At 35.4% G+C, this 15,954-nt stretch carries 14 protein-coding genes and 1 tRNA gene; 2 read left to right on the plus strand and 13 right to left on the minus strand.

Annotation, left to right across the window (positions count from 1 at the left end):
- From ES724_RS00230 to mce, 10 genes are all read right to left on the minus strand, one after another.
- The gene (locus ES724_RS00230) at positions 1-864 is read right to left on the minus strand and encodes a UDP-2,3-diacylglucosamine diphosphatase (RefSeq protein ID WP_146928125.1); all 864 of its coding nucleotides are present in this window, start codon (positions 862-864) and stop codon (positions 1-3) included.
- A gap of 798 nt (positions 865-1,662) precedes the next feature.
- Positions 1,663-2,112, minus strand: coding sequence for a DUF6730 family protein (locus tag ES724_RS00235; protein WP_146928126.1), 450 nt, complete (start codon positions 2,110-2,112; stop codon positions 1,663-1,665).
- A gap of 12 nt (positions 2,113-2,124) precedes the next feature.
- The gene (locus tag ES724_RS00240) at positions 2,125-2,991 is read right to left on the minus strand and encodes a relaxase/mobilization nuclease domain-containing protein (protein ID WP_146928128.1); all 867 of its coding nucleotides are present in this window, start codon (positions 2,989-2,991) and stop codon (positions 2,125-2,127) included.
- On the minus strand, positions 2,988-3,284 hold the full coding sequence (gene mbpA, locus ES724_RS00245) for a mobilization protein MbpA (RefSeq protein WP_146928130.1): 297 nt from the start codon (positions 3,282-3,284) through the stop codon (positions 2,988-2,990). The genes ES724_RS00240 and mbpA overlap by 4 nt, the downstream gene beginning before the upstream one ends.
- 150 nt (positions 3,285-3,434) lie before the next feature.
- Entirely contained in the window at positions 3,435-4,283 is an 849-nt protein-coding gene (locus tag ES724_RS00250) for a toprim domain-containing protein (RefSeq protein WP_146928132.1), read from the minus strand.
- Positions 4,284-4,523: 240 nt separating this feature from the next.
- On the minus strand, positions 4,524-5,735 hold the full coding sequence (locus ES724_RS00255) for a primase-helicase family protein (protein ID WP_146928134.1): 1,212 nt from the start codon (positions 5,733-5,735) through the stop codon (positions 4,524-4,526).
- Positions 5,736-5,752: 17 nt separating this feature from the next.
- Positions 5,753-6,043 carry a helix-turn-helix transcriptional regulator gene (locus tag ES724_RS00260; protein ID WP_051227763.1) on the minus strand — a complete coding sequence of 97 codons (291 nt, stop codon included), beginning with the start codon at positions 6,041-6,043 and terminating at the stop codon, positions 5,753-5,755.
- Positions 6,044-6,167: 124 nt separating this feature from the next.
- Entirely contained in the window at positions 6,168-6,842 is a 675-nt protein-coding gene (locus ES724_RS00265) for a hypothetical protein (RefSeq protein ID WP_146928136.1), read from the minus strand.
- A gap of 137 nt (positions 6,843-6,979) precedes the next feature.
- A tRNA-Ile gene (locus ES724_RS00270) sits at positions 6,980-7,053 on the minus strand.
- A 161-nt stretch (positions 7,054-7,214) separates the two neighbouring features.
- Positions 7,215-7,622 carry a methylmalonyl-CoA epimerase gene (gene mce / locus ES724_RS00275; protein ID WP_146928137.1) on the minus strand — a complete coding sequence of 136 codons (408 nt, stop codon included), beginning with the start codon at positions 7,620-7,622 and terminating at the stop codon, positions 7,215-7,217.
- 134 nt (positions 7,623-7,756) lie between these two features.
- On the opposite strand from mce, the gene rbfA reads away from it, so the two are divergent.
- Both rbfA and ES724_RS00285 read left to right on the plus strand, forming a co-directional pair.
- The gene (gene rbfA / locus ES724_RS00280) at positions 7,757-8,149 is read left to right on the plus strand and encodes a 30S ribosome-binding factor RbfA (protein ID WP_146928139.1); all 393 of its coding nucleotides are present in this window, start codon (positions 7,757-7,759) and stop codon (positions 8,147-8,149) included.
- Position 8,150: 1 nt separating this feature from the next.
- Positions 8,151-9,350, plus strand: a complete 1,200-nt coding sequence (locus tag ES724_RS00285) for an ABC transporter permease (RefSeq protein WP_146928141.1) — start codon at positions 8,151-8,153, stop codon at positions 9,348-9,350.
- Here ES724_RS00285 and dusB read toward each other — a convergent pair.
- From dusB to ES724_RS00300, 3 genes are all read right to left on the minus strand, one after another.
- The gene (dusB, locus tag ES724_RS00290; protein WP_026836837.1) at positions 9,347-10,339 is read right to left on the minus strand and encodes a tRNA dihydrouridine synthase DusB; all 993 of its coding nucleotides are present in this window, start codon (positions 10,337-10,339) and stop codon (positions 9,347-9,349) included. The genes ES724_RS00285 and dusB overlap by 4 nt on opposite strands.
- Before the next feature lie 95 nt (positions 10,340-10,434).
- Positions 10,435-12,870, minus strand: a complete 2,436-nt coding sequence (locus ES724_RS00295) for an outer membrane beta-barrel protein (protein WP_146928143.1) — start codon at positions 12,868-12,870, stop codon at positions 10,435-10,437.
- A 138-nt stretch (positions 12,871-13,008) separates the two neighbouring features.
- Positions 13,009-15,954, minus strand: coding sequence for a glycoside hydrolase family 3 N-terminal domain-containing protein (locus ES724_RS00300; RefSeq protein WP_146928145.1), 2,946 nt, complete (start codon positions 15,952-15,954; stop codon positions 13,009-13,011).

Consider the following 15,954-nt stretch of genomic DNA (forward strand, 5'->3'; position numbering starts at 1 on the left):
TTACCTGGTTTCTTGAATTTTTATAATACTAAATTCCTTTATTAAATTTTCAAAAATCTCGTTGTTTGAAAGGGAATGGGTTTTGGATTCCTTTTCCATTTTAAGTGCGCGTAATGCAGGAAGGTCTTCCATAAAATGGTAAACACGCCACTTCCCCTTATGATATTCCAATGATGTTAAATTCTCCACCCAGTCTCCAGAATTGAGATATGTAACTTCTCCATCTGAATTAGAAATTTTTTTTATTTCAGGATGATGGATATGCCCGCAAACCACATAATCATAGCGGTTACTTATAGCAATATCTGCCGCGACCTGTTCAAAATCATTGATGAATTTAACAGCTCCTTTTACACTATTTTTGATTCTTTTTGAAAATGAAATTTTTCCGCTCCCGAATTTTTTCGAAATATGATTGACAAACCGATTGATTAATATTAACAGATCATAACCTTTCCCTCCCAGTTTGGCAAGCCATTTTGAATGTTTCATGGTCACATCAAAAACATCTCCGTGAAAGATCCAAGCTTTTTTACCATCCAGTTTCAGTACCAATTTGTTGACAATCTTTAGGCTTCCCATTTGAAAGCCCACAAATTTGCGCAGCATTTCATCATGATTTCCCGTGATATAATATACCTCAGTCCCTTTGGCCATTAAACCCGTAATATGTTTAATTACCTGCATGTGAGATTGTGGCCAGTAGCGTTTGTTGAATTGCCACATATCTATAATATCTCCATTCAGCACTAGTTTTTTGGGTTTCACACTTTGGAGGTACGATATAAGTTCTTCCGCGTGACAGCCATAGGTGCCTAAATGGATATCGGAAATTACAAGAACTTCAACTTCGCGTTTTTTCATAGAGGTGGTTAAAAAGGTTAAGTGTAGGTAGTCCGAAAATTTTGTTTGGATATTGATTTGGAGAAATCACTGAGCTTATTCTTGTTTTATAAAATACTGTTATAATATTTTCCTGTAAGAATTGATAGAAGTTACCTGATATTAAAATTTTGGAAGCAGTAGAGAGAAAGTTCTTTGAGCTTTTCTGTGAAGAAATTCTCAAATAGTTATTTTTGTTAGTATCGAAATTAAGGTTTCTCAAATTTTCGCTAATTATTTTACTAATGTAGCTGAGTCTTATTAACTTAAAGTCAAGCTAGTATTAAATATTTATTTCCTTATCTAGATAATATTATTACACACGCAAGGAGAAATTGTATAAATTATTTTGAAGCTATAAACTAATGACAGATTTTTAATATTGAATTAACTTACTCATAATACAGCTATAACATTACTAGTAAAAATAAACATTATCTTAAAAGAAATGTGGAAGTTTATTATCTCAAATTAAGAAAGGATGGAGCTTATAGCATTAGCAATAATAGTTGTGTTACTTGTAGCTATTCTTTTATATTGCAGGTGGTTTATAAATAGAAACAAATAAAATGCCCCATATCTACCATAACTAACCTGCGCGTGGATCCTGTGCTGTTTTTATAGCGTACGGGAAGTTAAGCGTTAAATAAAAACAGCATAGGGCGCATACTACTTATGATCTATAATTTACAGTAAAAAATTACCGTTTTATAGGGGTTATGGAACCATTTACTGTAAAATTAGGATAATTTGCGGCAAGGTCAATTGTCATGACAAATCCTACTTTTTTCCTTCCAGCCACTCGCAATAATCATCTTTAATTTCAGGATTTATAGAAAGATATTGCTGATAACTATCATTCTCTGATTCCAAGATTATTCGGTAAATTTCAAACTTCTCTTTCTCTAATGCTCTGGCGGTATATCCAAAATAACCCAATAAACTTAATGCAATTATTCCAAGTGCTCCGAATAGGATCAACAGGTAATTCGGAATTATTCTGGCATGCTTTAGCTTCTTCTCTATTTCTTTGAGAACTTCATCTTTTAACCGGTTTTCTTCTTCCTGTTTTTCCAAGAAAATGTTCAGGTTCTTTTCGAGTGCTTCTGTAGTAATTGGAATGCTTAAATTTAAGAGTTGTTTTGAAAGCAGTTCGAGTTCCAAAATTGCTGCTTTAAAGTCAGCCATCTCATCGGTCATGAGCTCCATAATTTCATCAAGCTTTTTCATCCTTTTAATTTTTTAAAATCCTATTCCTGTATCTAAGCTTCTCTTTATTACTTGTTTCACTAAGTTTTTGGCTATACTAGCTGCCATATTAGTGCTGACTTGAACTGTCTTATCCATCAGTTTCAAACTGTTGGGTACTTCTTTCATCCTTATGTATGCTGAATTTCTAGTGATATCTCCAATGAGTTTACCTCCAGTCATAGATCTATGCACATCGCTTCCTTTTAAGTTGATGCCTTTATATTCAAATCGGAAGCCTTGTATTTGATTTGATTTATTGATACTTGGAATCACTTTTACCTGATGCTCTTTCATTTTATTAATATATTCATCCAGTGATTTCGGTCTTGTTTCCAGTACCCGGTCATTGATCTGTTTTATTGCCAGTCGCTGCGGATTTAATTCCTGTAATTTTTGTTGTTGCACTTCTCTAACTCTTGTTAGACCTAGCTCTTTTGCTACATTATCTGCGGCTAGCTGACTTCGTTTTCCAATAAAACTGTCATTGTACGCCTTTCCATCAAATCCTATTCGGTTAGTATTGATATGCACGTGAGTATGTTCTTTATCCCGGTGAACAAATCCAATGGATTGGTTGTTTTGCAGGTTCATCTCCTTTAAAAACTTTTTAGAGAGTTCTTCCAAGTCTTTTACGCTTAAATCTTTTCCATCTTCAATCGTAGGACTTAAGATAAAACTCAGGGTATTATTGATGCAACGTTCATTTTGCGACTGAATGATCTTGAATTCCTCAGTGATTTCTTGGGGAGTATCCCCGGCCAGATATTCTTTAAGAACTACTTCGGCATCCTTTTCTTGGTTCCATCCATAATCTATAGAGGCTCCCGTTCTTGCTATGGAATTTCCCTTGCCGATCATTTTCTGAAATTATTTAAATGTGTTCTTATCTCTTCCGACAACTGTTTTACTTCTTTAGCCAGCTGAGGATTCCCTTTTTTAAACATATTGCTGATCCGGCTAAAGTTGTTTTTGTATTGCACGAGTAGTTGATAACATTCTAAATGCTCTTGGGTAATCCTTTCTACTATATTTTTCTGAAAAGCAGTGGAGCGCAGATATTCGGAAAGGGAAATACCTGCTTTGGCCGCTCTGTTTTTGAGTAGTTTTTTCTCGTAGATCGAGCAGCGTATCTGGATGTATTCCCTTTTCAACTTTTCTTTTTAAATCTTTGCAACCTCCGGGAGCAAAGCAAGATTGTCATGACAATGACACATCTTGCTTTGCTATCCCAAATGAAATCTCCCTTGTGGCTTTTAAATTTTTAATTGTAGGTCTCATTAAACTTTTATCTTTGTTCGTATTTAAATTAATTGCTCATTTAAATCTTTATAACCTTCAAAGAGGCAACTTTTATCTCTGAGGTTTTTATAGTCTTGAATCAGTTCTTTCGAATATTTTATTCCCGCTGTATCATTATCCAAATACCGATCAACTTCATTATAATTTTTAAACAAATAGGAAACTGGTTTTAAAAAAGAGAGTGAGTTTAAAACAATCACATCTATATTTATAAGTTCATTAGGAAATAATATAGCCATAGATAATAAATCAAACATCCCCTCTAAAATTATCAGACGATCTGAATGGGTCTTCAAATAGGTATAGGCTTTTGGGGAACTGGAGTTTTTAAAGAATTTATTCCGAAGTTCCCATCCGTTTAAATGGTTCCGAAGTCCCATGGCAAAATAGTTTCTCCCTTTGAAGCCGTACCAAATTTCGTTACAGTATAGATTTGCTGTTTTTATTGAAATTTTTCTGGAATCTAAATATTGGATCAAAGCCTGATGTTGTATTGGCTTCACTTCATAAACTTCAATTTTTGGAGAGTTTTCCTTGTTTAAAATAGGCTGCTGAAAAGAAAAAAGATCACCCTTGTCATTTAGAAGTTCCAAGACCTGCTTAACTGAACACTTATTAAGTGCCACAATCAAATCCAGCCCGTTTCCGCCCTTTCCTACTCCATGGTCATGCCATTTGTTCAAAATCAAAGAAACCTTGAAAGAGGCCTGCGTTTCTGACCGAAGGGGACTCAGAAACCAGGCTTCTTTCTCCGTTGTCCTGTTTGGAAAGTGCCCGAATCTGGCCAGCGTTTTTACGATGGAAAGATTTCGGGCTCTTTCGCAGGTTACAAATGAATATTTTTTTTTCATTAGCATTTATTCAAACTATTAGATCAACTTGATATCACTCATCATTATTTTTTTGATGAGAAAACGATGAGCACGAAAACCCTTGATATCACTAGCCTTATTCCTTATCTCTCATCATTCATCAAAAGAAAGAATACTTTAATAGCATTTTCTTCAGTAGTTTGCTGAATTGTAAGAAATGATGAGCGTCTAAAGGCAACATCCGAAAAGACTAGGGTTCGCAGTGTCATCAATCTCTCATCACGCTTTATTTTGTAGCGCCTCACCAAAATTCTTCGATAAAAAGGATTTGCCTACCGTAAAATATCGTCCTATAGAATCTGTCAATCCTAGCCCTCCATCTTGCCAGATTATCATTTTTTTGTAGGTTAGTGAATTGTCTTGATTGGTTAGTTTCCAATCTTTTTTGAGAATTTGCCGTAATTGGGTAAGATCGGTTTTGACCCGGGTACGGTTCAATACTTGGAGCGCATCTAAAGGACAAAGGTCTATCTCATCCACATCAAAAGTTTCCATCGCACTCAAGATCATGCTAGCCAGTTCTTTTTCCACCCTACTGCGATTATTTTGCATTAGATTTTCCAAAGCATCGGTTTTGATTTCTTCAGTAGAAAACCACATTCTTGTTTTATGCCGAGTAGATAACTGACGATTCTGTAAATAATTTAAAAATGCCGGTATTTCAGTTTCTAGATGATCTAAAAAATGGGTTTCTTCATTTTTAAGTGAAGGAATTTTCAAAACCCAAAAACGAGTTTCATCGCTGTCGATCTTGATAAAATTATCTTCATTGTTGCTGCAGAGGATAAACTTTCCAAAGAATTCTGCTTCCCGCTTATCCTTTCCTTTAGCTTCAATTTTATTGAAATTAGTTGTGCTCAAATATTTAATTCGTTCGGTAAGTTCTTCTTTATTGAACAGGACTTCATCAATACAAATAAGTAATTTATTGGTCCAATCTGAATTAAACTGACTGCTAAAATCGTCATTGATCACATACGTAAAATTGTTGTCAAAAATAGTTTTTAACCATTTTAGGAAAGTCGTTTTGCCAGTGACCCGTTCTTTGGAAACCAAACATAAAATGGGTAATACTTGAGTAGGCTTGGAATATAATAGTTGTAAGTAATCTAATCCTAGTTCCAATTGATTTCCAAAAATATGTTTTACCAATCGCAATGAAAAATCGACCTTTCCCTCCTTTGGATTATAAGGCAATGGACTATAGGTATTGTAAAATCCATAGAGTTCTTGTTTGAAATTCTGATGGCTTGGAATACAGGTAAAGCCATCATATTTGTTAATATTGCCTATAAAATCTTTACCATGGTCAGTCCTAAGGGTTTCGATCTTCCAAGGCACTATGATTTTATTGAAATTTCCAGAAATAGTTGGCACATTTACTGATTTATAATAGCAAGTGCCCACGCGGATGTAAGAAGTGTTCTTCATCTGATAGTGTATTTGAGTTACTTTCTGTTTGACAGAAGTTTCTTATTAAACTGCTGTTCCAGAAACTCGTCTGAAAGATCAGGATCACCAAGAAGCCAAGCGTCAATCCTTTCTTTGTCAAAAAACTTTTGGCGGATGTTTGGATTGTTTCCCGTTGGGATAAGCTTTAAATGGGTAAGCTTATAAATTTTGCTTTTTGAAAGTCCGGTATATAGTACCAGATCTTCAACGTTCATTACTTTTTTTCTGTGGGATAGTAGTCCTTTAATATCCTCTAATAATCCCAATAATTCATTTTGCTCATTCATAACATTTAAGTTAAATTTAGAAATGAGTAAAAGGCCTTTTACATTTTTGTACAGGACAAACTTATGAAAACAAATACCTGTAAATCAATACGATAACTCACATAAGAAAGAGATTATGCTATAATTATTCCTTACCAAGCATGCGTTTGACTAATTCTCGCTGATTTTTAGAATTTATTTTTTCCTGATCATTTTTCCAAAAGGAAAAACTTGACTTTAAGGTGTTTTCTTTTAGCGATTCACCGTTCATTAGAAAAGAATTAATGAGCAATTGGAAGAAGCGTTTTTTTCGATCTCCACTAAACTCTTGAATACCTCCTGCCAGTAATTCATCAAACAATACAAAAAGAATTCTATGATTGGCAGACTCCCCGCTTTTATTACCAATTTTGAAATTGATCTGAGTTTGGACATTTCTTCCTTGCAGCAGTTTATTAAATTCTTTTTGCGAATCTTCATCAAGATCGAGAAGATCATATCGAATTTTAGAATTCTTAATCGGTGCTATGGTAAAAGAGTGCCTATCTTTTTGAAGATGTTTATCTGACTCATGGCGTATGGCAAGCCACAATAAAATGATGGCCAAAAGCAGAACCATTACCATAAAGGCAAAAGCGTTTTCTATTAACACCGTGAATCCGAATACTGCAGAAATCAATAAAATATACAGGATGAAAAGTGCCATCAAAAAATAAAAAATATGGCTCGGATTGCCTTGCAATTTATCTTCCAGGAAAAAGTTGATGCTGGATCGTATCCTAGCCAAAACCTTTCCAGAATTGAGAATAAATTTTTCCATGGCTGCACTTGCTTCAATCGAATAAATATAACCAAAAGAAAGATAAAAAAGTAGCGCTCAAAAATGTTGTACCTATGTTGTACCCACCTCCAACAAAGAAGGCTCCCGATCTCTCGGAAGCCTTGTCTTTACTAGTGTGGTCCCACCTGGACTCGAACCAGGGACCACCTGATTATGAGTCAGGTGCTCTAACCAGCTGAGCTATAGGACCGGCTCAATAGGTGTAATGAGGGCGCAAATTTATGTAATTGCTTTTTAGTGAACAAGCATTTTTTAAAGAATGTTTATCGACCTTCTTCCCTAACAACACTAATGCATTTAGGTTCAGCATTAAAATGGAAAAATTCGGTCTTATTTTTCAATATTAATGAATTATTCTGCAACTTTTTCCTGACATATTTCCACTAAAACTCCGTTAGCAGATTTTGGATGCATAAATGCAACTAGCTTATTGTCGGCTCCAGGTTTCGGGAAATCATTCAGTAAGACAAAGCCTTCTCCTTTTAAACGTTCGATTTCAGATTGAATATCTTCTACATTAAATGCGAGATGATGAACCCCTTCTCCCCGCTTCTCCAGGAATTTAGCAATAGGACTCTCTGGGTTAGTAGCTGCCAGTAATTCAATTTTGCTGTCTCCTACTTTAAAAAAAGAAGTATCTACTCCTTCGCTTTCTACTTTTTCTGTTTTGTAACTGGCTACTCCTAGAATCGCTTTGTACGTTTTATTGGCCTCCTCTAAATTTTTAACCGCAATACCAATATGTTCTATCTTATTCATTCTTTATTTTATTTTCTAATTATGTTGCGGATCTGGTATAAAAACTGGTTGATCCGCCTTTTGGTTTTTCGTAACTTCTTTCAGTTTTCCGATTATAAAAATACTATAATCTTTAAATATGGTACTTTTGCAAGATGGAAACAAATAGACAAAAAAAAATAGGTGGGGTTTTGCAACAGGATTTAGCTGAAATCCTTCAAAATCACTTGAGAGATTCTGGGGTAACGGGTGTTTTGATCTCGGTTTCTAAAGTAAAAGTAACTACAGATCTTTCTATAGCAAAAGCATATTTGAGCGTTTTTCCTTCAAAAAATGGAGAAGCGATCCTAAATGATCTTAATGAAATAAAATATAAAATTAAGCATGAGCTGGCACAACGAACTAAAAATCAGTTGCGCAGAATGCCAGATCTAACATTTTATGTGGATGATTCGTTGGAATATATAGACCAGATTGAAAAGTCTATGAAAGGGGAGGATAATCCCATTTCTAAGCCAGATCTATTAGACAAAAGGAAAAAATCTTAATTTGAATTTCCCCTTTTATATTGCAAAGCGGTATTTGTTCACCAAAAGTTCGAATAATGCCATAAATATAATTACCATAATTGCTGCAATAGGGGTTTTTGCGGGGGCCTTTTCATTATTCATAGTGCTTTCAGGCTTTTCAGGATTAAAAGATTTCAGCCTTTCTTTTACTAATGAATTTGACCCAGACCTTAAAATACTTCCAGAAAGTGGAAAAACCTTTACTTTTTCTGAAACTGAAAAAGGAAAGTTATTAGCTATTGATGGAATTCAAGCTGCTTCAGAAATAGTTGAAGAAAGAGTGTTTCTTGATTATAAGTCTAAAAATCACACTGCTTTTATTAAAGGGGTTGATGCAAATTATAGAAAAGTAAACTCCATTGACAGCACTATTGTTTTTGGTACCTGGTTAACACAAAGTGAATTCCAAGTAGTTGCTGGAAATGGAATATCCAGGCTACTCTCCTTAAACACCTTCGATTATAACAATCTTTTGGACATCATGGTGCCACGTCCTGGGAAAGGGCAGATCACGAATGCCACTCAAGCTTTTAACAAGGAGAGTGTAATAGTTACCGGGATTTATAGCGTAAATGAAGAGTTAGATAGTAAATATGTTTTTACCAATATTCAGTTTGCTAGAAATTTACTGGAAATAGAGGAAGGACAGGTTTCTGCAATAGAGCTAAAGGTAGATCCAAGTGTAGATCTGGAAATAATTCGAAATGAAATTGGAGGAGTTTTCGATAATGAATTGATTATAAAGGATCGAGCGCAGCTAAATGAAACGCTTTATAAAATGCTAAACACCGAAAATCTTGCGGTATATCTCATTTTCACCTTAGTATTAATCATCGCGTTATTTAATGTCATAGGATCTATAATCATGGTGATCCTGGATAAGAGGGAAAATATTAAAACACTTCATAACCTTGGGGCTACCAAAACATCTATAAGAAATATCTTCTTTTTGCAAGGTTCTTTAATGACCATCGTTGGCGGACTGCTAGGTTTATTTTTTGGATTAATCCTGACCTACCTGCAGCTACAGTACAATTTTGTAATGATAACTCCCAGCCTGCCTTACCCTGTAAAGATCAAAGCTGAAAATATTATTCTGGTATTTTTAACTATTAGTGTTTTAGGAATCTCTGCTTCTTATATAGCAGCTAGTAGAAGTAAAAGTGCTCTAAATTCTTAAGCGAATTCGAAGCCGGAGAATTCTCTCTCTACCTCATTAAAAGCCTCAAAAACATCTACAGAATGATCACTAGTCACCATTTTCATTCGGTATTCCTTGAAATGTGGAATCCCTTTGAAATAATTGGTATAGTGTCTACGAGTTTCAAAAACACCTAATTTTTCGCCTTTCCAGTCAATCGCCATTTGCAAATGACGTCTTGCTGCATCTACACGTTCTTCCAAGGTTGGAGGTCCTAAATGTTGACCTGTTTCGAAGAAATGTTTCACTTCCCTGAAGAACCACGGGTATCCAATACTAGCTCTCCCTATCATGGCACCGTCTAAACCGTATTTATCGCGCATTTCCATGGCTTTTTCTGGCGTATCCACGTCTCCGTTACCAAATACAGGAATATGCATTCTTGGATTCTCCTTTACTCTAGAGATTGGAGCCCAATCGGCATTTCCTTTATACATCTGTACTCTGGTTCGTCCGTGAATTGAAATAGCCGCGCAACCTACATCTTGTAAGCGTTCAGCAACTTCAACTATCTTGATAGAATCGGTATCCCAACCTAATCTGGTCTTGACTGTAACAGGTAAATTCGTATGTTCTACCATGGCTTTGGTCAAAGAAACCATAAGATCTATATCTTTTAAAATACCCGCGCCTGCTCCTTTTGAAACTACCTTTTTTACGGGACAGCCAAAGTTGATATCTATAATATCTGGGCCAGATTTTTCAACTATTTCTATAGATTGTAGCATAGATTCCAAGTTAGCACCAAAGATCTGGATACCAACAGGACGCTCTTTTTCATAGATGTCTAACTTCATCATACTTTTCGCGGCATCACGAATAAGTCCTTCCGAAGAAATAAATTCTGTATATACCACATCTGCTCCTTGCTCCTTGCAGAGCGCACGAAAAGGCGGGTCACTCACATCTTCCATTGGTGCAAGCAACAACGGAAACTCTCCTACATCTATATTTCCAATTTTGGCCACTACTTTTTATTTAAGTGCTGCAAAATTAAGAAATTAGATCGAGTTTGCTAGTAACTAAAGTTTAAGATAGAAATGTATTTCAGAATTAAAAATTTTTACATCATTTGTTGAGCTTCCAAGCGGTCTTTTTCATCTGCCTCCAATGCTCGCTGATTATCTCTTAACTTGAAATTTCCGAATTTATAAAGTAAGCCAAATCGGATACTTCTAGACTCTGGCATAGCGAAAAATGAATTATCCTGATTTAAATAATTTGACCTCAATGGTATATTATAGGTATTGAAGAGGTCTTCAACATTTACAGTAGCGCTTAATCTATCATTAAAAAAAGTTTTTCTTAAACCTAAAGAAACTCCATATTGAGGCTCATCGAAATCGTAAGATCCTGCTATAAAATCTGGCGAATATGTTGCTGTCAAATTTCCTGAAAATGTACCATCTTTTGATAAGGTAAGATAATTAGTCACACTTAAATAAACGCTTGTTACCTCATTATTTACTTTCTGGTCTCCACTTTCTAAAGCTATAAACTCATTTTTCATTTTAAATATAGAGCTATATATGTACAAGTAATACCAATCTGTAACATAATCATAATAAGAAATATCCAAACTAAACTGCTGCTCGTAAACCAAATTATCTGCAACAGATCTCAAAGTTCTATTTTCATTATTTTGAAAAGGCAAAATTGCCGGGGCGTCATTTATCTTATCGTAGTATAAATCAAAAGAAAGTTTATTTTTAAAGGTGTAGTTCAGTAATACTTTATTAGATATACCTGGCTTTAAGTTGGGATTACCAACCTGAAAATTATTTTCATTTAAAAAATATCTGTAGGGATTCAAACTCTGAAATCTCGGTCTCGTGATCCTTCTGCTATAATCCAAACCAAAAGAGTGATTATCACCCACGCTATGCATTAAATAGAATGTTGGGAATAACTCGAAATACTCTTGAGTATTCACAGCTCCAAAAGATGCAGAATTTCCTTCAATATCTGTATACTCTCCACGAAGACCCGCTTTTAAACTCCAAGTATCCCAATCCTTGGCAAGACTAACATAACCTGCAAGGATGTTTTCATTATAATCAAATTCATCTGAAAGCGCATCTACAAAATTTCTATTTCCTGTATTAGTGTCGAAAAAATCCAATCCGCTTTGAGAATCTATTCCTGAATATTTAGCTCCATATTCAGAATCAAGTCCGGCAATGCTTGAAGTAAAATCTATCTGACCTGTATAAATATCTGTTTCTTGATTTGCGATGGTGTAAAATGAATTGTCACTCAGTATATTTCCTGAAGGAGCGAAATATTGAGTTAAAAGATCCTGAGTTTGGTCGTCCTTATATTTTATATAATTGGCCTGAGCAGAAAAGGTGCTTCCATTCTCACCAAAACTGGTCGAGTAGTCTGCATTAAGCAATATGTTGTCCTGATTATTCTCTAATCTACTATCTGTGGTATATAGTGAATCCAACTGCATTTGGGGATTAAAAATATCTGTTCTCCCGTCAATATCAGAATTGGCCTTTGGAGTGTATAAAATATTTGCACTTAAGCTAAGCTTGCTTTTTTCAGAAAGTGTAAAATCCAGGATTGTACTTAAACTGTGAGATTCCCTTTTTGTTTCTTTATTAAATTCATCTTCCCATCTGGAATTTATTCCTCCTGCTGGATCAAAATAAGTGATGTTTCCCAGATCTGTTTTTACATCGGTCCTGGTGTTGTAGTTGTAACTAGCAAATGCATTAAGCCAATCGGTTTTGTAATAATGGCTGGTCCCTACAGAATATTTTGTTTTAATGGCAATCGTGTTAGAAGCATTAAGACTTCCTTTATATCCTACAGACAAGTTTTTGGAAGTGATTATATTCAGAATGGATCCTCCTTCTGCATTGTATCTTGCAGGTGGATTAGTGATAACCTCAACCGACTTTACATTTTCTCCCGAAAATCCTTCTAGCAATTGCTGAAGTTCTTGTGCAGTTAAATAAACCTTATTGTCATTAATATAAACATCTGCAGGCCTGTTCTTGATTAAAAGTTGCCCTTGGCTCACGATTACCCCAGGCGTTCTTTTTAGGATCTCGTAGGAATTTCCTGAAGAAAGCACCGAGTTTTCCACGTTAAAAGTAATTCTATCTACACTTCTAGAAATGGTAGGTCTTTTTGCAGTAAGGGTAACCTCATCTAGATTTGAAGCCGATTCTACAAGGACTAATTTTCTGAGATTTGTATTTCCATTTACCTCAATTTTCTTGACGAAATTCTCGTAACCAACAAATCTAACTTCCAAAACATATTCGTTATCCTCGACAGCTTCAATTAAAAAGCTTCCATCTTCCTCAGATACCGTTCCTTTATAAACAGTTGTAGAATCTGATGCTTGCAAAAGGATCACGTTGGCAAAGGGAACAGCTTTTTGGTTTTCATCTATTATAACTCCTTTTAGGGAGTTCTGAGCGTGGGTAGTGAATGACAGTAGGGAGATCAGACAAAGAAGGGGGGTAAAATAAAGATTTTTCATTCTTAAAATTTGGTAGGTTTCTTTGAGAATTTGGTTGATATAGTGAGCAAATATAACATTTCCTATAACATCCCTGCCAAATTACAAATGGAATATCTCTTAATTTTAAGTAAAAATTCTAATACAATTTCCTGTGATTTATTCTATAATCGCATCATATAATATCTGCTGAATATTGGTTCTGGTATTTAGTTTATAAAGCAAGGTGTTGTCTCGGGTAGGTTGCACTCTGTTGGAGAGAAAAATAAATAAGAGTTTAGTTTCAGGGTCCATCCAAACCATGGTGCCAGTATAGCCCGTGTGTCCGAAACTAGCATCGCTAGCAGAGATTGCAGTGTTTCCGTTTAATGAGCGTTCATCTAAAGATGGTTTGTCAAAACCTAAACCTCTTCTATTCCCGTTTTCAGGAAATTGATATTTCGTGAATTCTTCTAAAGTGGCTTCAGAAATATAATTGACTCCACCATAAGTTCCATTATTAAGATACATCTGCATCAATTTAGCTACATCATTTGCGTTGGAAAAAAGGCCAGCATTCCCGGAAACACCGCTCATCATTATAGCACCTTCATCATACACTTTTCCATGAATAGTTCTTTTTCTGAAGAAAAAATCGTTCTCGGTAGGAATAATTTTATCCAGATCATATTTCTTCATTGGGTTATAAGTAAGGCTAGTTGAACCTAACTTATCATAGAAATTAGCATCTAAATAACTTGTAAATTCTTCTTTAGATAGCTTTTCAATAATGCTTGGAAACAAATAAAAGGCAAGTCCGGAATAAAGATATTTTTGTTCTTTTTCCAGGTCAGATCTTTTGATCTGCTTAAAGATCTCTTTCTGATAATTCTTAAAAAGCCACATATTCTCAGCAATCTTTACAGGAAATCTTGCCGAAGAATCCTTCTTAATCGTTTTCCACTTATAGGTCCCATTTCTTCTAAGAGTAGTTTCCCAATAAGGAATCCATGATTTAAAGCCTGCTTGATGTGCGAGGATCTTTCTCATGGAAATACCCGACTTATTAGAGTTTTCGAAATAAGGGAGGTACGCATCTATTCCTGCCTCCAAACTAAATTTCCCTTCATCCTTCAACTTCATTAAAGCTGGCAAGACAGAGGTTATTTTAGTAACCGATGCCAGATCATATAGATCTGATAATTTCACTTTTGTGGTGTCTGAATAGCTTTGGGAACCATAAGCTTTATGAAAAACCACTTTTTGATCTCTTGCAACAAGTATTTGTCCTCCGGGAATAGCTTTTAGATCCATTGCCTGTTGCATGAGGGAATCAATCTTTCTATTCAAAAATTTGGCATTCATATTTGCATCTTCGGGCAAAGTATATTTAAATCTTAGTCCGCCAGAAATAATTAATCCATCTCCTTCTTTATATTTCTCTCCAATACTTACAGGAAGTTTTCCATTGGCTCCTACTCCACCAAAGATCAATTGCGCTGCTAAGTCTTCTGAATTTTTACTGTCCTGATAAGTCAGGATCAAGGCCGAAGCACTTTCCGCAACCTCAAGATTTGCTAAGGAATATGGATTCTTGAAAAATGTAAGAATGCTTTTCTTCGTTTCAGCGATAGCTTTCAGAAATGATTGCACTTCCGCAGAGATCTTCATATTGTTTCTAGGATACTTGCTGTCATCATGCAGTCCGATGATCACAAGATTGAATTCTGAAATATTATTTTTTATCGAATCCAATTCAGCTTTAGTTGCTTCATAAGGGATATTGAAATGATTTATTTTTGAATACAATCCCAAAGTCTTCTGAAACTGATAGTTTGCTTCCCCGCCAACAGAAATAGAAGCAATTTTTAAGGTGTCAAGTCTTCGTAATGGCAATAGTTCTGACTCATTCCTTAGAACCGTTAAGGAAGCTTCGGTAAGGTTTCTATTCAACAATTCTGCCTTAGAAGAATTAAGATCTTTGCCTATATTCTTTAAATCTATTGGTTTGTATTTGTTAAGTCCAACCCATTGTTTTATAGCTAGAATTTTTCTGCAACGATCATCGATCTCCTTTTGAGAGATCAATCCTTTCTTAATTGCTTTTTTGATCTCTTCAATTGCTTTAGGAACATCTTCTGTAAATTCCAGAAGATCGTTTCCGGCTAGAATTGCATCTTTATCGACAACACCGGGAGAATTATCTTTGGTAACGCCTTTCATATTCATTGCATCGGTAACTATTAACCCCTGAAAACCAAGTTCCTCTTTCAATAAGCCCGAAATAATAGGTTTAGAAAGTGTTGAGGGAACTCCAGTGGAGTCTAAGGCTGGGACATCTAGATGTGCCACCATAACGCCACCAATTCCCGCTTTTATGATCTCTCTGAAAGGGTATAATTCTGTGTTGTCTAATCTAGCTCTGGAATGCATTATTCTGGGCAAGGCATAATGAGAATCGGTATCGGTATCTCCATGACCGGGAAAGTGCTTTGCTGTAGGTAACACACCGTGCTCTTGCAAGCCAAGCATATAGGCAATTCCTTTTTCTGCTACTTTCACTTTATTCTCCCCAAAAGACCTAAAATTGATCACAGGATTTGCAGCATTATTATTTACATCTACCACTGGGGCAAAATTTAAATGCAGTCCTACCCGCTTGATCTGTTTGGCAACTTCAACTCCCATAGCATAGATCAAACTATCATTTTGAAGGGCACCTAAACTCATCTGAAAAGGATAACTTATAGTACTATCCAAACGCATCCCAATTCCCCATTCCGCATCTATCGCTCCTAATAATGGTACGTTTGAAGCTTCCTGATATTTATTCATCAGTTTAACCTGACGCACTGGCCCGCCCTGAAAAAAGATAAGTCCACCGATCTTTTGTTTCTTTACCAGCTTTAAAATTTCTTGCTTATGTTCTTCTCCTCTATTGGAATAAGCAGCAACCATTATAAGTTGGGCAATTCTTTCTTCTTTGGACAAAGTTGTCATTACAGAATCTACCCAAACGCTGTGGGTGAATTTTAAAAATCCAGGTGATTTTATAGAATCCTTTTGGGCATACCCGGAAAGGTTAAAGCAGAAAAATACTAAGCAAAGGAATTTGAAAGATCGCAT

Origin of the sequence: Gillisia hiemivivida, from assembly GCF_007997295.1 — a bacterium.
GTDB classification, from domain to species: domain Bacteria; phylum Bacteroidota; class Bacteroidia; order Flavobacteriales; family Flavobacteriaceae; genus Gillisia; species Gillisia hiemivivida.